This window comes from Jeotgalibacillus malaysiensis (genome assembly GCF_044789845.1).
GTDB classification, from domain to species: Bacteria; Bacillota; Bacilli; order Bacillales; family Jeotgalibacillaceae; genus Jeotgalibacillus; species Jeotgalibacillus malaysiensis_A.
Map to the genome: position 1 here is coordinate 294,987 of NZ_CP085252.1, position 18,556 is coordinate 313,542.

22 protein-coding genes are annotated in these 18,556 nt (G+C 42.6%); 17 read left to right on the forward strand and 5 right to left on the reverse strand.

The window, feature by feature from the left end; translation table 11 throughout:
• Positions 1–296: 296 nt before the first annotated feature.
• The 4 genes from LG330_RS01650 to LG330_RS01665 all read left to right on the forward strand — a co-directional run bounded on the left by LG330_RS01650 (position 297) and on the right by LG330_RS01665 (position 4,098).
• Positions 297–2,339 (forward strand): S9 family peptidase, encoded by a 2,043-nt coding sequence (locus LG330_RS01650; protein WP_404406983.1) that lies wholly within the window; start codon positions 297–299, stop codon positions 2,337–2,339.
• 221 nt (positions 2,340–2,560) lie between these two features.
• The gene (locus tag LG330_RS01655; RefSeq protein ID WP_404406984.1) at positions 2,561–3,169 is read left to right on the forward strand and encodes a DedA family protein; all 609 of its coding nucleotides are present in this window, start codon (positions 2,561–2,563) and stop codon (positions 3,167–3,169) included.
• Between the two features lie 18 nt (positions 3,170–3,187).
• Positions 3,188–3,805: a hypothetical protein gene (locus LG330_RS01660; RefSeq protein WP_404406985.1), complete on the forward strand. Its 618-nt coding sequence runs from the start codon at positions 3,188–3,190 to the stop codon at positions 3,803–3,805.
• A gap of 137 nt (positions 3,806–3,942) precedes the next feature.
• Positions 3,943–4,098 carry a putative holin-like toxin gene (locus tag LG330_RS01665; RefSeq protein WP_404406986.1) on the forward strand — a complete coding sequence of 52 codons (156 nt, stop codon included), beginning with the start codon at positions 3,943–3,945 and terminating at the stop codon, positions 4,096–4,098.
• A 158-nt stretch (positions 4,099–4,256) separates the two neighbouring features.
• On the opposite strand, the gene LG330_RS01670 is transcribed toward LG330_RS01665, so the two are convergent.
• Both LG330_RS01670 and LG330_RS01675 read right to left on the reverse strand, forming a co-directional pair.
• Positions 4,257–4,646: a hypothetical protein gene (locus tag LG330_RS01670; RefSeq protein WP_404406987.1), complete on the reverse strand. Its 390-nt coding sequence runs from the start codon at positions 4,644–4,646 to the stop codon at positions 4,257–4,259.
• Between the two features lie 20 nt (positions 4,647–4,666).
• Positions 4,667–4,870: a helix-turn-helix transcriptional regulator gene (locus LG330_RS01675; protein WP_404406988.1), complete on the reverse strand. Its 204-nt coding sequence runs from the start codon at positions 4,868–4,870 to the stop codon at positions 4,667–4,669.
• A 222-nt stretch (positions 4,871–5,092) separates the two neighbouring features.
• On the opposite strand from LG330_RS01675, the gene LG330_RS01680 reads away from it, so the two are divergent.
• The 8 genes from LG330_RS01680 to LG330_RS01715 all read left to right on the forward strand — a co-directional run bounded on the left by LG330_RS01680 (position 5,093) and on the right by LG330_RS01715 (position 11,299).
• Positions 5,093–6,016 (forward strand): LytTR family transcriptional regulator DNA-binding domain-containing protein, encoded by a 924-nt coding sequence (locus LG330_RS01680; RefSeq protein WP_404406989.1) that lies wholly within the window; start codon positions 5,093–5,095, stop codon positions 6,014–6,016.
• 145 nt (positions 6,017–6,161) lie between these two features.
• Entirely contained in the window at positions 6,162–7,013 is an 852-nt protein-coding gene (locus tag LG330_RS01685) for an ABC transporter ATP-binding protein (protein WP_404406990.1), read from the forward strand.
• Entirely contained in the window at positions 7,010–7,717 is a 708-nt protein-coding gene (locus tag LG330_RS01690; protein WP_404406991.1) for an ABC transporter permease, read from the forward strand. Before LG330_RS01685 ends, LG330_RS01690 begins: the two co-directional genes overlap by 4 nt.
• 167 nt (positions 7,718–7,884) lie before the next feature.
• Positions 7,885–8,877, forward strand: coding sequence for an ROK family protein (locus tag LG330_RS01695; RefSeq protein WP_404406992.1), 993 nt, complete (start codon positions 7,885–7,887; stop codon positions 8,875–8,877).
• Between the two features lies 1 nt (position 8,878).
• The gene (locus tag LG330_RS01700) at positions 8,879–10,078 is read left to right on the forward strand and encodes an MFS transporter (protein ID WP_404406993.1); all 1,200 of its coding nucleotides are present in this window, start codon (positions 8,879–8,881) and stop codon (positions 10,076–10,078) included.
• A gap of 81 nt (positions 10,079–10,159) precedes the next feature.
• Positions 10,160–10,633, forward strand: a complete 474-nt coding sequence (locus LG330_RS01705) for a glutathione peroxidase (RefSeq protein ID WP_404406994.1) — start codon at positions 10,160–10,162, stop codon at positions 10,631–10,633.
• Positions 10,634–10,643: 10 nt separating this feature from the next.
• Positions 10,644–11,087, forward strand: a complete 444-nt coding sequence (locus LG330_RS01710) for a MarR family winged helix-turn-helix transcriptional regulator (RefSeq protein WP_404406995.1) — start codon at positions 10,644–10,646, stop codon at positions 11,085–11,087.
• Between the two features lie 65 nt (positions 11,088–11,152).
• Positions 11,153–11,299 carry a DUF3934 domain-containing protein gene (locus LG330_RS01715; protein ID WP_404406996.1) on the forward strand — a complete coding sequence of 49 codons (147 nt, stop codon included), beginning with the start codon at positions 11,153–11,155 and terminating at the stop codon, positions 11,297–11,299.
• A gap of 255 nt (positions 11,300–11,554) precedes the next feature.
• On the opposite strand, the gene LG330_RS01720 is transcribed toward LG330_RS01715, so the two are convergent.
• A complete protein-coding gene (locus LG330_RS01720) occupies positions 11,555–12,913 on the reverse strand; it encodes a DUF4910 domain-containing protein (RefSeq protein WP_404409465.1) in 1,359 nt (452 codons plus the stop codon).
• A 242-nt stretch (positions 12,914–13,155) separates the two neighbouring features.
• On the opposite strand from LG330_RS01720, the gene LG330_RS01725 reads away from it, so the two are divergent.
• Positions 13,156–13,755: a histidine phosphatase family protein gene (locus LG330_RS01725; RefSeq protein WP_404406997.1), complete on the forward strand. Its 600-nt coding sequence runs from the start codon at positions 13,156–13,158 to the stop codon at positions 13,753–13,755.
• Between the two features lie 15 nt (positions 13,756–13,770).
• Complete coding sequence (locus tag LG330_RS01730; protein WP_404406998.1) at positions 13,771–14,220, forward strand: DUF4181 domain-containing protein; 450 nt, start codon at positions 13,771–13,773, stop codon at positions 14,218–14,220.
• Between the two features lie 26 nt (positions 14,221–14,246).
• Here LG330_RS01730 and LG330_RS01735 read toward each other — a convergent pair whose 3' ends face one another.
• Entirely contained in the window at positions 14,247–14,657 is a 411-nt protein-coding gene (locus tag LG330_RS01735) for a hypothetical protein (RefSeq protein ID WP_404406999.1), read from the reverse strand.
• Between the two features lie 230 nt (positions 14,658–14,887).
• On the opposite strand from LG330_RS01735, the gene LG330_RS01740 reads away from it, so the two are divergent.
• Both LG330_RS01740 and LG330_RS01745 read left to right on the forward strand, forming a co-directional pair.
• Complete coding sequence (locus LG330_RS01740; protein WP_404407000.1) at positions 14,888–16,060, forward strand: NUDIX domain-containing protein; 1,173 nt, start codon at positions 14,888–14,890, stop codon at positions 16,058–16,060.
• Positions 16,038–16,568, forward strand: a complete 531-nt coding sequence (locus LG330_RS01745) for a GNAT family N-acetyltransferase (protein WP_404407001.1) — start codon at positions 16,038–16,040, stop codon at positions 16,566–16,568. Before LG330_RS01740 ends, LG330_RS01745 begins: the two co-directional genes overlap by 23 nt.
• Positions 16,569–16,618: 50 nt before the next feature.
• Here the strand turns inward: LG330_RS01745 and LG330_RS01750 are convergent, their stop codons facing one another.
• Positions 16,619–17,851 (reverse strand): MFS transporter, encoded by a 1,233-nt coding sequence (locus tag LG330_RS01750; RefSeq protein WP_404407002.1) that lies wholly within the window; start codon positions 17,849–17,851, stop codon positions 16,619–16,621.
• Positions 17,852–18,030: 179 nt separating this feature from the next.
• Between LG330_RS01750 and LG330_RS01755 the strand changes: the two genes are divergently transcribed.
• A complete protein-coding gene (locus tag LG330_RS01755) occupies positions 18,031–18,471 on the forward strand; it encodes a GNAT family N-acetyltransferase (protein ID WP_404407003.1) in 441 nt (146 codons plus the stop codon).
• Positions 18,472–18,556: the final 85 nt, after the last annotated feature.

Here is an 18,556-nt window from a genome sequence, read left to right on the forward strand (position 1 = left end):
ATGAAACGTCGCATAGATTAGTTTTTTTCGGATTCATTGTATCCCTCCATACCAGGTAACTACGATTGGTTATAAAAAAAGTTACAGTTTAAGACAAATGTATGACTGTATTTTGTATCACCTTCCTCGTTTATTAAGAGACCCCTCTAAACTAGCATCCTTTAGGACAATATTTTAAATACATAAACCCAACTGGCAGGATCACAAAGGATAGCATTTAAGTTAAATGTTGGATATGATAATGATATGCAGATTTTTCTGTTATTTAATCAAGTAAAAAGCGAGGAGAATTTTATATGAAAGCACCAATCGCAAAGCGCGTACCTTTTACGCACGATATACATAACGATATTCGGGAAGATGATTACTACTGGATGAAGGATAAGACGAACCCTGAAGTGGTTTCGTATCTGGAAAGTGAGAATGAGTATTTCAGTGAAGTGATGAAGCCGCTTGAAAAGAAGACGAATGAGATTTTTGAAGGGATGGTTGCACGCGTACCTGAGGCGGAAGAGAAGGTGCCTGTTCAAAATGGACCTTATTTTTATTATTCACGGGAGCAAAAGGATAAGCAATATGCGATTTATGCGCGGAAAAAAGCTGAGAGTCGTGAGCTTCTGGATCGGGCTGAAGAGGAAGTCATTCTGGATCTCAATGAGCTGGCAGGGGATGACGATTATTTAAGTGTGACGCTGCAGCGCCTGAATGAAGAGCAGACGAAGCTTGCGTATCTTGATAACCGTGATGGATCAGACCGTTACACGATTTATATTAAAGATTTGGAGACGGGAGAGTTACTCTCTGACAGAATCGAAAATGTATATATTTTCGGCAGTATGGAGTGGAGTCAGTGTGGAAAGTATATTTTCTATGTGACTGTTGATGATATGCAGCGTCCTTACCGCCTGTGGCGTCATGAGGTTGGCAGTAATGAAGCTGATGAGCTTTTATATGAAGAAAAGGAAGTCACTTTTGCGTTATTCATTGCGAAGACGAAAAGTGGAAAGTACATTAGTGTGCATTCAAGTTCAACGATGACAGAGGAAGTCCGTCTCGTGGATGCGGAAAATCCGCTTGCACCAGTTCAACTGGTTGACGAGCGACGCAGAGGGATTAAGTATGACGTGGATCACTGGGGAGATGACCTGCTGATTTTGACGAATGAAGATGCATTGAATTTCAAACTGCTTCGCTGTCCGGTATCGGATTTTTCTGAGCGAACAGAAGTGGTCCCTTATGATGGGAACCGCTATCTGCAGGCTGTGTATCCGACGAAGAACAAGCTTTTCGTGCTTGGACGTGAGCGTGGCCTGACGCAGATCTGGGTGCTTGAAAATAATGAACTGCATCAGCTTGAGTGGGATGAGCCGCTTTACACACTCTCCATTGTGAGTGGTCAAAGCTATGATTCCGATGAACTTTTAGTTGAATATGAATCACTTTTAACACCTGATACAACTTACAGTCTGGAAATCGCAACTGGTGAAAAGAAGGCGATCCACACAGCAGCAGTTAACGGCGAATATAATCCGGAGTCATTCAATCAGCATCAGCTCTGGGCGATTGCGAGGGATGGCGTCAAGGTGCCACTGATGGTCAGCTATAAAAAGGGTGCACTTGATAACGGGCCAGCACCACTGATTCTGACTGGATATGGTTCTTACGGGATGGATAATAACCCTTATTTCAATGCATATCGCCTGCCACTTTTAGAAAAAGGAGTTGTGTTTGTAACGGCTCAGGTGCGCGGTGGCGGCGAAATGGGCAGACACTGGTATGAAGATGGGAAAACAAATCGTAAGCTCAATTCATTCACAGACTTTATTGATGCAGCACGCTTTTTAATTGAAGAAGGCTATACAACAGCTGATCAAATGGCTGCAAGAGGCGGCAGTGCCGGCGGGTTACTAGTCGGTGGCGTATCAAATATGGCAGGCGATCTGTTCAAAGTGATCGTCCCTGAAGTACCGTTTGTCGACGTGCTGACAACAATGCTGGATGACACGATTCCGTTGACGACGCTTGAGTGGGATGAGTGGGGCAATCCGCAGAAGGAAGAGGATTATACCTATATGAAATCCTACAGCCCATATGACAATGTGGAAGAAAAAGAATATCCACATATGTATATCACAACCGGCCTGAACGATCCGCGCGTTGCCTACTGGGAGCCGGCGAAATGGGTAGCCAGGCTGCGCACAAAGAAAACAGATGACAACACACTCGTACTGAAAACCAATATGGGAGCGGGACACTTTGGTGCATCAGGACGCTTTGACCATTTGAAGGAAGCGGCTGAGTGTTATGCGTTTATTTTGGAGAAGATTGGTGTGGAGTAAGGAGTGCTGAAGGCGGGGGTCAGACCCTTGCCTTCATGAATCCAGCATAGAGAACCTTCTAAATCACACGAATTACTGTCGTGAAATAGGAGGTTCTCTATTTTTTGAAAAGATTATAGCAATATTGGAACCTATGTCTTAGTGAAACGTCTAATTTACAGAAGTTGGAGTGTGACAGAATAAAGCATTTAGCATGAATCAAGCAAAGAAGCGGGGTACATATGGAAAATTGGCTGACTGACATCATGAGTGAGTATGGTTATTTGGGCGTACTGTTATTGATTGCACTTGAAAATGTTTTTCCTCCAATTCCTTCAGAAATCATTCTGACGTTTGGTGGTTTCATGACTGTTGATTCTTCAATGACAATACCTGGCGTGGTCCTGGCTGCAACGGCTGGGTCTGTGATTGGCGCGGTAATCCTTTATTGGGTTGGACTTCAGCTTGATGTAGAGAGATTAGAAAAAATCGTGGATAGATGGGGGCACCTGTTACGTGTGACTAAAAAGGATATTCACCGCGCTGACGGCTGGTTTGACCGTTATGGACTGTGGACTGTGTTCTTTTGCCGTTTCATTCCGTTGATCCGCAGTCTGATTTCAATTCCTGCGGGGATGTCGAATATGAAGTTCCCGCTGTTTCTGGTACTTACAACGCTTGGTACACTAATTTGGAATATCGTACTCGTGTCACTGGGCGCATCACTCGGAAATTCATGGGATGTCGTTGTAGAGTACATGGAAGTCTATTCAAGAGTGATTTATATCATCCTGCTCGCGATTGCTGTATTTGTGGTAATCAAATTTTCTGAAAGGCTAAAAAGAGCTTAAAGAAAGGTGTTTTTCAAAATGAACTTAGTGAAGAAATGTATCTACTTAAGTGTCATGCTTTTGCTCGTAGCGGGCTGTTCTGACACAGCTGCTGATGACAATGAATCAAAGGTTTCAGATAGCGATACTATTGTTGAACAGGCAGAGGACACAGCGCAGTCTGATGAAGAATTGCTTGAAGAAGAGTCAGTTGAGTCAGGAGAACAGAGCGAAGCCGCAACAGAAAGCGTTGTAGAAGAAGAGGAACAGGTGCTTTCACAGTATTCAGCTCAGGAGATTGAGTATGCACGCGTCTGGCTGCAGCTCGGTCCAAATCAGGACATAGATGGATTATATGTTGAGCATATCCCGGCAGGTACACCACTGAATCCAAAAGATGAAACAAGTGACGTGTATCCTGAAGATGTCATACAGTTATCAGGTTCAAGGTTAGTAGACGGATCGATTACATATAGTGGCAACGGCGATGGAACAATCAATGTCTATAACGTGCCACAGCGTTGGGATGGTGTATACCCGGTTGAAGATGAGAACTTTTATACGGATATTATTGAAGGTGCAGAGGAAATGTATGTTGAAACTGGTGATCCCGATGAGGTGGAAGCGCTGATTGGGTTGTTGGAGGGTCAGGCATAGTCACATTACTTATAAGACGAGGAAGCACATACAAATGATTCGCCTCTTACTTTGAATTATTTAGCATGATAAAATATAGGGTGCAGCTATCTAAAGCGGATGGGCGGTTGGCACTCCCTGAGAAAGGGGGTGTTTATATGGTGACTTACGAGGCAATGAATATGCTATTTCAATTTGGTATGTTTATTGCAGCAGTAACAACAGCTATTGTAGCTTTGGTTGCTCTCTACACCAATAAAAAAAGTAACCACCCTCCGCTACCGACTAAGAAGCTGAGTGGTTACTCTTTGTAACACTTAAAGGCTCTTACTGGTCAACCGCACTTCATGCGGATGACAGCTGCATTGACCGGGTGTTCTCAGCACCTGGTCTTTTTTATTATATGTATAGTTTACCACAGCCATACTTAAAATACACTTGTTCAAATGTGAGAATGCTGTAAGTGTTTTATCTAGTAACGCTTCGACAACACCACAAAAGAAACAAAAACCGTACTCATCGATAAAGCTGCAAGTAAGCTGACGGTCTGATAACCATCCAGCATAAATCCTTCAAATTGAAACAAAGTGATAAGGATCAGCATGTATCCTAAGATAAAGAAATAGCTGAAAAACATTCCGCGTTCTTTGATTCTTTTAGTGCGCTCATCATTCTCTTTGAACTGAGGATAAAGATAAGAAAGGCAAAAACACATAATGGTTGTTCCTATAAAAACTGCCTCATGGCCTACATAGAAGTTTCCTGTTGAGATTGTTGCAAAACTAATTAATAAGCTGTAAATAAGAAACATGAAACCAAATAGTAAAAATGCTCTTCTCCCAGCTTTACTGCTCATCTGCATATTAAAATCCTCCATACATTTTAATTCTCTTCATCTTCCAGCAAAAAAACCTCTTCAACATATGTGTTAAAGCACCTTGCAATCTGAATCGCAAGCGGCAGGGATGGGTTATAGCGACCCTTCTCAATTGAAATGATAGTCTGTCTTGAAACCCCCAGCATCTCTGCCATTTGCTCCTGAGAAATGCTGTTTTCCTGTCTGAGCTCTTTCATTCTGTTTTTCATATGCCACATTCCCCTCTTAACTTATATTGTGATGTAAAGCACCCTTTACGTAAAGGGTGCTTTACATATTTTCGTGCCTCCGAAGGCAAGGGTCTGACCCCAGCATTCGCTTGCCCTCGTCCGACATGCCCTCAAAATTTGTAAAATATCCGGAGGAGATGGCGAATTAGTTGTAGAATAATGTTAGAGGTATATGAAGTTAAGGTATAAAGGAGTTTATGTATGAATATTGAAATCACTGAAGTAAGAGAAGGCAGTCATGCGGTGATTCCTTCTTTCTCATTTGACGCCGGTCTTACCGGTATATATACAGATATTAAGCGGACGCAGCTGATTATGAATCAGTTAAAGCATAGGGGTTATCTTCACGGCAATCATGAAGGGTTGGCTCTGCGGTTAACGGTGGAGGAAACGTTTCGTTATCATATAGGTCTTTCCGGGATATCAGCGTCTGTCGAAGAAATGGTCGCTCTCTTTGATCTGCAGTATGTACAAAAAACAAAAGTGAAGAACCTTTCAGAAAGTCATAGAAATTGCCTGTCTTTTCTCAGACCTTATTTATATGCGAAGGAGTTTTTAGTGATAGAAGAACCCTTTGACAGAACGGATGAAGAGGGGAGACAGGTCATGACGCGGCTGATTAGCAATATGAGAGATCAATTGAAAGCTATTTTACTGTTAGGACATAATCTTGAAGAGCTGCTTTTGATGACCGACGACATTTATAGAATTGATCAAAATGGATTACATAAAATGGATTTTAATGAAGAGCCGGTTGTGACTGTTGAAGCAGAGCAGCCAGTGATCAGGATTGAAAAAATACAGACAAAGCATGAAGGGAAAACGATTCTGTTTAATCCGCCGGAAATCGATTACGTTGAAAGTGTGGATGGGTCTGCGCAGGTCAATGTAGCCGGTAAAGGTTATAACTGCACGCTCACGCTTCAGGACCTTGAAAAGCAATTGCGTCCATATGGCTTCTACCGCTGTCACCGGTCCTATATTGTGAACCTGCAAAAGGTCAGGGAGATCATTACCTGGACGAAAAACAGCTATAGTCTGAAGCTGAATGACAGGGAAAGCAGTGTGATTCCGCTCTCCCGGGCGAAGCTTGCCGAACTGAAGGAGCTTCTTGGCGTTTCCTAGTATTTCCCGGGGAATAAGAGGGGACGGTTCAGCAGTTTCGGGGTACAGTTCGCCATCATTTTTCTACAATTGATCCGGATCTTGCAGCGTGATTTTGTTGAACTGACTACACTTGGGTTAGACATCAACAAGGGAGGCTGCGCAAATGACAGCAGAAATTAACGTACAGCATATCGGGAAAACTTTTAACGATTTTACCGCTTTAGAGGATGTATCTTTTTCGGTTCAAAAAGGAGAAATTTTCGGGTTTCTTGGACCGAGTGGATCGGGAAAAACAACGCTCATTAAAATACTGACAGCACAGCTGGATCAGACCAAAGGAAAAGCATCAGTTTTTGGCATACCGGTCAATGAAATGAAGCGTGTCGAGAATAAATCACGCTTTGGCATATTAACGGATAACAGTGGACTATATAAAAGACTGTCAGTAGAAGAGAACCTGATGCTTTATAAAGATTTATATGAGCTGAATGACAGCGCAATTGATGAAGCTTTGGCATTTGTAAACCTTCAGGATGCACGTAAAAAGAAGGTGTCCAGGCTTTCTAAAGGAATGCTTCAGCGTGTGACACTTGCAAGGGCATTAATGCATAAGCCGGATTTGTTATTTTTGGACGAACCAACCTCTGCACTGGACCCTGGAAACACGCATCACATTTATAAGGGGCTGCGTAAGTTAAATGAAATGGGTACAACGATTTTCCTGACGACGCATGATATGGCAGAGGCTGAAACGTTGTGTGACCGTGTCGCATTTTTACATGAGGGAAAAATTAAAGCGATTGGCGCACCTTCAGACTTAAGACTGCGTCACAGTGATCAGTCAATGATTGTGGAGCTGACAAACGGTGAGCAGTATACTCTGCCGCTGAATGAACTGACAACGGCCGGAAGACTTGAAGAATGGATGAGACATCAGCTGATCCAGCGAATCTGGTCAAACGAGCCGACACTTGGAGATATTTTTATGGAGATGACAGGGAGGGATTTACGATGAACATTTCAATGAAAAGAATGCGCGCAATTTTTATAAAGGATTATAAAGAGTTTTCACGTAACTATGCTGTATCATCGATGATTTTAATGCCCTTAGTGCTTGCGTTTTTCTACCAGAATGCAGGTGCAGCTTCATTAGATCTGTATTTTCTGCCGATAAATATGACATTTGCGCTTGTGACTACATTTATTCAGGCCTGCCTGATTGCTGAAGAAAAAGAAAGTAACACGTTGCGCAGTCTGATGATGTCCCCGGCATCGATAGCGGATATTCTCATTGGAAAAAGCACACTCGTCTTTGCGATCACGCTTGCCATTGTCGCGCTGACGATTATGATTCTTGGGTTTTCACCTGCCAATCTGCTTATTTTAACAGTAGGATTAATGATCTCAACAGTTTTTTATATTGGACTTGGGATTGTCTGCGGTCTTTTCACGAAGACCGTGATGGAAGCATCGGTTGCAGTACTTCCTGTCATGGCAGTCTTTTCACTCGGACCCCTGGCAATGGGACTTGCTGAAACGTACCCGGTGCTTGAGGTAATGAAGTGGCTGCCAAGCGCTCAGCTGATTATGCTTGAAGGTTATAGTGCAGCAGGTCAAACGTCAGATATAGTGATTTCACTCGCAGTGATCACAGGCTGGACAGTAGTCGCATTGGTGGTTGCAAGTGTGTTATTTAAGAAGCGGATGAAGGATGAATAATCATTGTAAAAGAGCGCATGTCGCTCTTTTTTTGTGCAGAAAATTAAACTTGCATATCCAAGTAACGTAAAACATGCTATAGTGTCAAAAGAACTTATTTAAATGATTTAATAAGTTTACAAATCTACTTATTTAAAAGGCTTAATAAGTCTTGATGAGGTGACAACATGGATCAACATACAACACAAACAGCAAAAACGGCTATACGAAAAATGCTCATTCAATCAGGCGGTGCAACGAAGGTTGAGCTTAATAAAACAGTAGAGGCCAGCTTTCCAACAATCAGTAAGCTGATAGCCGAGATGGAAAAGGACGGAGAAATATCTTCTCTTGGTCTTGATGAATCAAGCGGGGGAAGAAGGGCGAAACGCTATGTATATAACGTGAACCATATGCTTGGTCTGGCTATTCTGATGGAAGGCAGTGAAACCCGCTACACAGTATTTAATTGCGCCGGTGAGGTAAAAGATGAAGGTGAAGAGTTCAGCTTTTTAAAAGGAAGCGGGATTGATCCACTGACTGGATTCATTGAGGAAATGTGCAATCAGTATCCCGGTATTAAAACCATTTCGGTTGGAGTGCCGGGCGCAGTTGATCAGGGTCAGATTATTTTCATCCCGGGGTATGATCAGTTTCAAAAAATGAATTTGAAACAGGAGCTGGAAAATCGTTTCCCGGTAACGGCGGTTGTGGAAAATGATATGAATGCTGCTGTATTGGGTTATCAGCATGCGAATGAAAAACAAACACTGGTTTATCTTTATGTAGGGCAAAATGGGGCTGGTTCAGGTGTGCTGGTAAACGGTGAAGTTGTCCGTGGAAGTACATATTTTGCAGGAGAAATTCAATTTGTTCCGCAGCATAACAACCGTAATTTTGGTGAGAACCTGCATGGCGGCCGGATTATATCAGGTGAACAGATTGATGCTGTCAGCAGGCTGGTAGCCACTTTTACAGCAATCATCAATCCCCATGCAGTCATTTTTAATCAGCATGATATTGATCAAGAGATTTTAACAAAGGTCAAATCAGCAAGTGCCCAATTGATCCCGGCTGACCATCTGCCTGAGCTGACAATCAGCAATTGGGAAAAAGACTATTTAAATGGACTTCAGAAACTCGGGATCGATCTCTTGCTGATGCGTGAGGGAGGGAATTAAATTGGCCACACTATTATTACTCATTATTTATCTTGCGTTTATCAGTCTGGGTCTTCCTGATTCCATTCTAGGCGCTGCCTGGCCGGTCATGCAGCCTGATCTGAATGTGCCGATCGAAATGGCAGGTCTATTGTTTATGACGATTGCTGGTGGAACGATTATTTCAAGTCTGGTCAGCGGGAGGCTGCTTAAAAAATTCGGGACAGGAAAGGTTGCTGCTGTCAGTACGTTAATGACAGCTTTAGCGCTTAGCGGCTTTTTCTTTGCCCCGTCGATTATCTGGCTGTTTGTATGTGCGGTTCCGCTTGGACTTGGAGCGGGCGCGATTGATGCCGGCCTGAATGCTTATGTAGCGACTCATTACCATGCGCATCATATGAGCTGGCTGCATTCCTTCTGGGGTGTCGGCGCAACACTTGGTCCTGTCATTATGGCTCAGTTTATTATCGGAGATCCTGCCTGGAGAGAAGGTTATCTGATGATTGCAGGCATCCAGTTTATTTTAGTATTCGTCTTATTTCTGACGCTTCCTTTGTGGGGAAAGGTGAAGGCAAAACCTTTTGCTGAAAAGGAGCCTGAAAAAGTTGAGAAGAAAACTGAAGGTGTTCGCCCGCTTAAAATCAAAGGCGTAAAGCTCGCACTTGCCGCATTCTTTTTCTATTGCGGTGTTGAGGCACTGGTCGGGCTTTGGGGCGCAAGCTTCCTTGTAAATATGAAAGATCTGCCGGCAGCTACTGCGGCACAATGGGTTTCTTTTTACTATGCAGGGATTACAGCCGGCAGATTTATCTCAGGGTTCGTTACGTTTAAATTGAATAATAAAACCATGATCAGATCCGGACAGGCAATTGCGCTTGCAGGGGCAGTGTTGCTCGTTCTCCCGTTACCACTTTATTTTTCACTGGGTGGATTTATTCTGGTTGGGCTGGGTCTCGCACCGATTTTTCCGTCGATGCTTCACGAAACGCCTGCCCGCTTTGGCAGAGAGCATTCACAGACAATCATGGGATATCAGATGGCTGTTGCGTACACAGGCAGTACTTTTCTGCCGCCGCTATTCGGTCTGATCGCAGCACAGACAACAATTGGTCTGTTCCCGGTAGTGGTTGTGCTGTTCGTAGCGGCAATGCTTTTAAGCTCTGAATGGTTAAACAGAGCATTGCGTTCACTGTTGAATCAGCGTGAAAAAGTGTCTGCCTGAGCATTGTCATTTGCCTCCTTTTAAAAGAATCTGTAAAATTAAATCGTACACGATATATATTCTAAAAGGAGGCAATGTTAGATGACTGTTTATGAATATACTGTCCAAAAGCCGAATCGCGAAGAGGTAAATCTGGCATCCTATAAAGGTAAGACGATGCTGATCGTCAACACAGCAAGTAAGTGTGGTCTGGCCCCACAATTCGAAGGGCTGCAGAAGCTTCATGAAAAATATGTTGAACAGGGACTTCAAGTGCTCGGATTTCCGTGTGATCAATTCAACAATCAGGAGTTTGACGATATTGAACAAACAACAGAACACTGTAAGGTCAACTATGGCGTCAGCTTCCCGATGTTTGCCAAAATCAAAGTGAATGGAAAAGAAACGCATCCATTATTTGATTACCTGAAGAATCAGCAAAAAGGCATGCTGTCAAAAGAGATCAAATGGAATTTTACAAAGTTCCTGGTTGATAAAGAAGGAAACGTGGTAAAACGGTACGCGCCGACAACGCCTCCTGATAAAATTGAGGAAGATATTAAGTCATTACTGTAGGAGGGCCTGCATGAACAATTATCTCTCGCTGGACCAGCAGCTGTGCTTTGCAGTCTATGAAACGTCCAGTGAATTCAATAAGCTGTATACAAAAGCGCTCGAACCATTTAATCTGACCTACCCGCAGTATTTGGTGCTGCTGGCGTTATGGGAAAATGATGGTCTCGCACAAAAAGAGCTTGGTGAAAAGGTGAGACTGGGGACCGGTACGCTGAATCCGATGATTACAAGGATGACTGCAAATGGCTGGATAACAAAAGAACGGTCTTCAGACGACTCAAGAAGTGTCGTCATTTCACTCACTGAACAGGCGAAGAATACGAAAAGAGATATTGCGCTTGGAATCAAGGAAGCCATTGAACGATGCGGCATTCAACCGGAGGAATATTTCGAGCTGATGAAGCTTCTTGGTTCAGTTCGTGATAAGATGAAGAGGAGCCGGATGGAGCAGTAACGCTATCCCGGTATCTTAAGTCACTAACGTATGAAGTGGTATTCTATTCTTTGGAGTGAAAATAGATGGCAAAATCGAAAAAGAGCGGCGTAGGTCAGGGTACCGGTAAAAAAGGCTGGAACCGCTGGCAGGCAAAAGCAAAGAAAGCAAAAAGCTTTAAGCCTTATCAGAGTAAGGCTAATAAACAATTTTCAGAATCTGATGAGAAATAAAAATCCGGTCTTCCATATGTGGGAGACTGGATTTTTTTGGCTGTAGTGTTTTTGCTGATGATGGTAGTGTGGGGCTCCGCCGCGGTGAGATACACCCGGATTGATGGTAGCGACATGGCTCATGACGGTAGTGAAAGCACAATCGACGGTAGTGACCGCAAAAACAACAGTCGATCAACGGCGGAATCCGCCCACCCAGCCGTCGTAAATCAAAAATCCCCATTCACAAAAGAATGGGGATACTCATCGCGAATGTTATCTCACTGACTGTTCAAAAATCATATCAGCTTCAACATCAACTTTTTCTTTATTTTTCGACTGTGATGGATGATCGAATTGTGCAAGGTCATAGACGGCAGACCCTACAATTTCAGCGACATCCTGCAGTTTATCAATATCGATTTTATCAATTGTGTCATCTGGCGTATGGTACCATGGCTCTAGCGGTGAGTGGATAAACAGAGCTGCCGGAATACCTGCTGCTGCAAATGGCACGTGGTCACTGCTGCCACCCTGAGAAAATGGTGTCGCTTCACCGTTCAATTTCAGACTGGACTTCTGAGAAAGCTCCGTTACAAGATTTGGCTGTCCATCCAGTGTACGCATCACAAGATCACCAGCGTCACGGCTTCCCACCATATCAAGGTTAAAGTTTGCCACTGTGTTATCAATTTCCTCATCACTCAACGTATCCACATAATGATAAGATCCGATCAAGCCAAGCTCTTCAGCTCCAAATGTTACAAAGCGAAGCTCAGTGTCAGTCGGTACATTTTTCAGTACACGCGCAAGCTCAAGCGTCACCGCAGTACCAGACGCGTCATCATTTGCACCAGGTGCGCCTGGAACTGAGTCATGGTGTGCACCGACAACAATGATATCGTCATTTGCTTTTTTCTGATTTGTCGGCTCTTTCGTCGCAATCACGTTATGCGAAGTACGGTCGCCAGCTTCAGCACCTTCAACTGTTAATGTCGCAGTACTGCCTGCTAGCGCTTTAAGCGCTTCACCCTCGGATTTAGACAGGCTGACAGCTGCCACATAGCGCTCATCATAAGCGCCAAGCGTCCCGTTCAATACACCATCAACGTTATTATAAATGACTACACCAGCTGCGCCTCTTTCAGCAGCATTTAGCACTTTTTGACCAAAAGAAATATTACCTCTCTGAATTAATGCAATTTTACCTGAAAGATCTAGTCCTGCTAAGTCATCTACAGTTCCTAATCCAACGTCCACAAGCTCACCTGTCACATCACCGTTCACTGAATATGTAAAAGAGCGTGGGTTCAGCTCACCTTCAAAGCCTTCAACTGAAAGAGAAAGTGAAGAGGGAGGTGTATATCCGAAAAACGTGAACGGCTGAATTTCAACATCATAGCCATATGACTCAAACTCTTCTGCGATAAATTCGACTGCCTGATCCTCTGCATCAGTACCGGCAACCCGTGGTTCCTGCGCCAGTGTGTCGATGTTGTCATAAATCCGTTGTGCATCAAGCTGATTTAAGACCTTTTTGTCAAACTGACTGTTGACCTTTTCAAGGGATGGCCCTTTCATATAAGCCAGCTGGGGAGTAGCAGCACCAAGCGCCAATGTTGTAGCAAGTGCCATTGTAACAACCGTTTTCTTCTTCACAAAATCGCCTCCTGAGATATGATAAGAAATTTCTGACAATTATAATGTTACATAATGGCCTTGAAGGGATTAAGTGCCAAAGATACTATTTGCCTAGTTCGATATAACTGTTTGTTTATGTGTGAAGGCATGGATCTGACCCTCGTATTCATTAAACCCTTACACCCATTTTTTGCTATACTTATGTAAAATCACTGGAATCTGTTAGGAGGGATAAGGTGGAGCTCATTATTATTAGACACGGTCAATCAGAGGCAGATCTGCTGCGTGTGCATGAAGGAAGAGCGGACTTTCCACTGACAGGGCTTGGAGAAATACAGGCATGGAAAATGGCAGTGTATGTGACCAAAAACTTTAAGCCGGAAATAATCATTGCCAGTCCTCTAAAACGCGCGCACCGTACTGCTGAGATTTTAAAAGAATCGGCTGGTTGTGAATGTGTAATAGAAGAGGACTTGATGGAATTTAATAATGGCGTGCTGGCTGGTCTTTCAAGAGAAGAGGCATTAACGAAACATCCGATTCCTGAAGGAGGCAGACCGATTCACGTTCCGATTGAGGGAGGGGAATCCGAGCTTGAGTTTAGAATGAGAGCGGAGAAAGTATTACATATGATTTTGAATGACTACAAAACATACGACAGAGTAGCGATTGTGTCGCATGGCGGAATGATCTCCAACCTGCTGAAATCCTTGCTTGAGCTGCCGGTTGTAACACTAGGAGCTTTTCCAACAGGTGATACAGGCATTCATCTCGTTGAAGTAACTGATGACAAAAGGGTGATCAGATTTTTGAACAGGCAGGAGCACCTGACATAAATTAAGGGGGATTTGATGAATTTTTTAGAGGGTGCGAGTACCAATACTGTTTTTCTTGTATTCATTATTATTATGATCATCGTAATGATGTTCAGACCGATTATGAGGCGTGTGCTTGGTGCGGATAAATTTAAGATATTTTCATATGACAACTATGTAAATAAAAAACATAAAAAGTTCGATTGGATCATTCGAATCACTACAATAATTGGGATTATTACGCTCGGTGCAATTCAAATATCTACCATCAATCGTGGTGGCGAATTAAGGTGGTATTTATGGCCTTACATTGTGATTTTTGCAATGATTCCTTTAACTGAATCTTTAAGGGCTTACATGGAGTGGAAGTACGCAGAAAATCGTAACAATTACAAGGTTACGCTACTTGACTTAGGTTTGCTTGTGATCATAACCATTATCATTTTTGCCACAGGCTTTTTCGGAGCATTCGATTTCGGCTGGTGAACTGAAGACAAAAGGCTGGCCTCCCTTCACAACGCCACAAAGAAAAACACAAATAGAATCAAGGCTATATTTGAATACATAAAGGTATTTGCGACTTTTTTAATGATCAATTCTTTATAAGAAAACCTGATAATCATTGATTCTACAAGCCAAAAGCAGGCGATGGTGCTGAAGAACGGGATCATGAAATCCGGTCCCAAAAAAGCAGTGGTAATCGCAAAACCGGTTGCTACATATAGAGCAAGCCTTGCAGATGTACATAGCTTCATGAATCGTGCAATGAGCGACAGTGGGAGTGCAACAAGCGGCAGGCCCGCTGCGAAATATAAGTAGTAAATCACAACTGACATACTGCTGACCGGAATCGGAAACGCCAGTGTGAATACTGCAGTCATGATCGTTAATGTAATGACTAATGATTGGAGTGTTGCTTTCATATTAAGACTCCTTTAATGCGAGTTTCACAGTCTCTAGTGCATGAATCTCAGCTGTATCAAATAGTGGTATTGCAGTGTCTTTGGGGCTGATCAACAAACCGATTTCCGTGCAGCTGAGGATTCCCAGCTCATCCCCCCAATCAGCCCAATCATTTTCAATGCCAATCCCACCCTTCGTCACTGCAAGTATACTAGTTTTAATGATTTGGAAAAAGTGGAGGTGCCCATCTATGAGAAATAGAAGTGCAGTCGTCATTATTCAAAAAGGACAGGTCGCGTTAATTAAAAGAGTTAGAAATAACGAAGTGTATTATGTTTTTCCAGGGGGCGGTATAGAGTCTGGCGAGACGCCTGAAGAAGCGGCAAAAAGAGAGGCTTTTGAAGAATTGGGTGTGAATGTGAAGGTGGGACAATGTATATCTAAAATAGAATATGAAGGAATCCAGTATTTCTTTGAAGCTGACATTACAGGCGGAGTATTTGGAGAGGGACATGGAAAAGAGCTGACAGATACAAATAGAAATAGAGGGACATATTTGCCAATGTGGATGGAAATTAGGCAACTGGCAGATTTAAATGTTAAACCGAAAGACATTGCACTAAAAATCCTGGTTGCAAAGAATGATCTACAGGAATCAGAACTAACAGGAGGCAACCTATCAAAAGTCGTTCGCTCCGGGAATACAGTCCGCAGAGAAATGAAAGAAGGCAGTGAGCGTATTCATAAGCTGTTGCTACATTTAGAAACAAAAGGTTATCCTTACTCGCCGCAGTTTCTTGGTATCGACGAGCAGGGAAGAGAGATCCTCACTTTTATTGACGGAGAAGCCGGAAATTATCCTGCTAAAACGTATATGTGGTCAGACGAAAATCTAAGAAGAATTGCTGTTATGCTGCGTGACTATCACGAGGCTGTACGTGACTTTTCATTTGATGAGAACTGGACGCCTCTTCCCGGAACGCCCGAAAAACGTGAAGTGATTTGCCACAACGATTTCGCGATCTATAACCTGATTTTCCGTGACGGGAAGGTGTACGGTGTCATTGATTTTGATGTGGCAGCGCCGGGTCCTGTGAGTTGGGACATTGCTTATACACTGTATACGTGTGTGCCACTAAGTCGATTTTATTTAGCTGAGAGTGGTGAGAAGATCAAAACCGATCCGGCTGAACAGCTGAGGAGAGTAAACGTGTTTTTAAAAGCATATGGAAAAGAGTTTGGAAATATAGTAGATGTCGTCATACAGAGGTTGGAAGCACTGTGTCTGCTGATCATCAAAAAGGCAGAAGCGGGTGATCCTGCTTTTCAGAAGATGAAAGTGGAAGGACATATTGAACATTACAGAGAAGATATTCTATACATAAGGGAGTTGAAGACAAGTGAAACAATTAGAGACAAATAGACTGATTCTGAGAATGTTTACTGAAAATGATGGCGAGGATGTTGCTGCAATGTGTAACAACGTTAAAATCTATCAGCATACATTGCATATTCCGTATCCATATACAAAACAAGATGCACTGACATGGATCGGCTTTCATGAAGAGAATCGAGAAAATGAGAGAATGTATGATTTAGCTGTGACAGATAAGTTATCTGGCGAGCTGTTTGGATCAGTTGGATTATCCATACATAAGACATTCAATCACGGCGAACTGGGTTACTGGATTGGTGAAGCACACTGGGGCAAAGGCTTCGCAACAGAAGCGGCAGAAGCCATGATACAGTTTGCTTTTGATGAAAAAAGACTTCACAAAGTGTACACCCGCTGCTTCGATTCAAATCCGGCTTCAGGGAAAGTGCTCGCAAAGCTCGGGATGAAAAGAGAAGGCGTTTTGAGAGAACACGTGAGGAAAGATGGAAAATATCTGGATCTTTTACATTATGGGTTGTTAGCGAGTGAAGGATAAGGGGTCAGACCCTTGCCTTCAAAGTAGTTATCAAATGATAAAGTCTAGCTTCAAGCCACTGTTCCATATTGATCGGTTTGAATACTTGCATTCTTAATGCCCTTTTTCCAAAACAAAATGACAAGCAGTGAACTGACAACTAGTAGAGCACAAAGTACAGTGAAACAGTAGATAATCAATCCGATGGATACCATTCCGGTAAAAATCGATAACAGTACAATTCTTAGAAGCAGGCCGATTGACCGGAACAGGCCATCTACTCTACCGATGATCCCATTAGGAATCTGATCCATCATGAAAGTGTTTCTGGCGACTCTGGTTCCACTGTTTCCGATTGCAATAAAGAACATTAGAGCCAGATATAGTGGTATATTAGCAAATAAAATAACAGAAATGGCAGCAGTATATGTAACCATACAATAAATAATCGTTTTACCTACTCCCCATTTTGCTGCAATGAATGGCACAATCATTCCTGCAGTAACAGCGCCGATCGCATAAATCATACTTTGAATGCCATACATGCTTCCCGAAGTTTCTAAAACATCGGCCAGGTACACCGGGAACAAATAGTTCGTCACCATTACACCGATAAAAGGCATCGTTGAAAATAGTAAGATGATAAACATTGCGGGGCGTTTTCTGATGTAATATAAACTGCTGAAAGGTCCGGGAACCTTTAACTCTTCCTGAATTACATCGGACTTTTTCCTGTAAGGAATTTTAATATAAAAATAAATAGCAAATGTATAAGCCAGCAGATTCAACAGCAGAATAAAGTGCACTTCCCATATCGTTAACAAGATACTGGCGAGAGCACCCGCAATGACACTGGATAACTGCCCTTGTATTTCCATTACTCCATTTAAAGATTTGTACTGATCCTTTGTAAAGAGTTCCTGATTTAGTGCAAACATCGTTGGATAGAAAACCGTATAGTATAAACTCCCAGTCAGATAAAGAATGATATAATGCCATATTTCATATGTAGCGCCTGTAAAACCAATGAATGAAAATGCACTTAACACAATAAGACTGACTATTTTACTGATTAAGAGCAGCTTCTTTCTGGACATTTTGTCAATCAGATTACCAACGAGCGGTGTAATAACAAAGCTGATGATTGTCATACTGATTGTTATATAGCCAAAGATCTCGCTCCCGTCATTACTGGATACGAGCAGCCATGGAATAGCGATCATCGTGATGCCGGAACCAATTGATGAAGCTAGATTTGCAAAAATAATGAATCGAAACCGGATATCTTTATATAAGTTTTTCATCTGGATGATCTCCCTGTTTTTGTGATAATCCAACTATATTCAATAGCATTACCATTGTATTCATTCATAGGATTTAATAAGAGTTCATTCATAAGTCTTAATTTAAGATGAAGGCTGGAAAGATCAGAATGTGTACAATAGAAATAGATATACATAATAAGGAGAAGTGAGGAATCAATATGAACATTAACCGTGCCACCGCAAAAGACAGTACTGCACTTGCCCCATTGTTTGATGCATACCGCCAGTTTTATCAGCAGGCTTCTGATCTGACAGGTGCTGAAAACTATTTGAATGAAAGGTTATCAACAGAGGAATCAGTGATCTTTTATGTAAGAGAAGATGATCAAATCCTTGGTTTTACACAGTTATATCCTGTTTTCTCATCAATCTCAATGAAGAGAGCATGGGTGCTGAATGATTTATATGTGAATAAATCTGCTAGAAAAAAGGGAGTTGGGGAACTGCTTTTGCAGAGAGTGAAAGAGTTCGGACTTGAAACAGGTGCTGCAAGCATTAGTCTGAGTACGGCTCCGGATAATGTGAATGCACAGCGTCTATATGAACGGAATGGTTATCAGCGTGATGAGACATTCTGGCACTATGACTTGAGCTTATAGTTTCAAACGGTGTCACACACTTACTTCTCTTTGCATTTACTACATTAAACACTACAGTTTTGTCCGTATAAGCAGGGAGGGCGAA

Coding starts and splice junctions, on each gene's coding strand:
- LG330_RS01650 (WP_404406983.1), top strand. CDS start 297: ATGAAAGCACCAATCGCAAAGCGCGTACCTTTTACGCACGATATACAT.
- LG330_RS01655 (WP_404406984.1), top strand. CDS start 2,561: ATGGAAAATTGGCTGACTGACATCATGAGTGAGTATGGTTATTTGGGC.
- LG330_RS01660 (WP_404406985.1), top strand. CDS start 3,188: ATGAACTTAGTGAAGAAATGTATCTACTTAAGTGTCATGCTTTTGCTC.
- LG330_RS01665 (WP_404406986.1), top strand. CDS start 3,943: ATGGTGACTTACGAGGCAATGAATATGCTATTTCAATTTGGTATGTTT.
- LG330_RS01670 (WP_404406987.1), bottom strand. CDS start 4,646: ATGCAGATGAGCAGTAAAGCTGGGAGAAGAGCATTTTTACTATTTGGT.
- LG330_RS01675 (WP_404406988.1), bottom strand. CDS start 4,870: ATGAAAAACAGAATGAAAGAGCTCAGACAGGAAAACAGCATTTCTCAG.
- LG330_RS01680 (WP_404406989.1), top strand. CDS start 5,093: ATGAATATTGAAATCACTGAAGTAAGAGAAGGCAGTCATGCGGTGATT.
- LG330_RS01685 (WP_404406990.1), top strand. CDS start 6,162: ATGACAGCAGAAATTAACGTACAGCATATCGGGAAAACTTTTAACGAT.
- LG330_RS01690 (WP_404406991.1), top strand. CDS start 7,010: ATGAACATTTCAATGAAAAGAATGCGCGCAATTTTTATAAAGGATTAT.
- LG330_RS01695 (WP_404406992.1), top strand. CDS start 7,885: ATGGATCAACATACAACACAAACAGCAAAAACGGCTATACGAAAAATG.
- LG330_RS01705 (WP_404406994.1), top strand. CDS start 10,160: ATGACTGTTTATGAATATACTGTCCAAAAGCCGAATCGCGAAGAGGTA.
- LG330_RS01710 (WP_404406995.1), top strand. CDS start 10,644: ATGAACAATTATCTCTCGCTGGACCAGCAGCTGTGCTTTGCAGTCTAT.
- LG330_RS01715 (WP_404406996.1), top strand. CDS start 11,153: ATGGCAAAATCGAAAAAGAGCGGCGTAGGTCAGGGTACCGGTAAAAAA.
- LG330_RS01720 (WP_404409465.1), bottom strand. CDS start 12,913: ATGGCACTTGCTACAACATTGGCGCTTGGTGCTGCTACTCCCCAGCTG.
- LG330_RS01730 (WP_404406998.1), top strand. CDS start 13,771: ATGAATTTTTTAGAGGGTGCGAGTACCAATACTGTTTTTCTTGTATTC.
- LG330_RS01735 (WP_404406999.1), bottom strand. CDS start 14,657: ATGAAAGCAACACTCCAATCATTAGTCATTACATTAACGATCATGACT.
- LG330_RS01740 (WP_404407000.1), top strand. CDS start 14,888: ATGAGAAATAGAAGTGCAGTCGTCATTATTCAAAAAGGACAGGTCGCG.
- LG330_RS01750 (WP_404407002.1), bottom strand. CDS start 17,851: ATGAAAAACTTATATAAAGATATCCGGTTTCGATTCATTATTTTTGCA.
- LG330_RS01755 (WP_404407003.1), top strand. CDS start 18,031: ATGAACATTAACCGTGCCACCGCAAAAGACAGTACTGCACTTGCCCCA.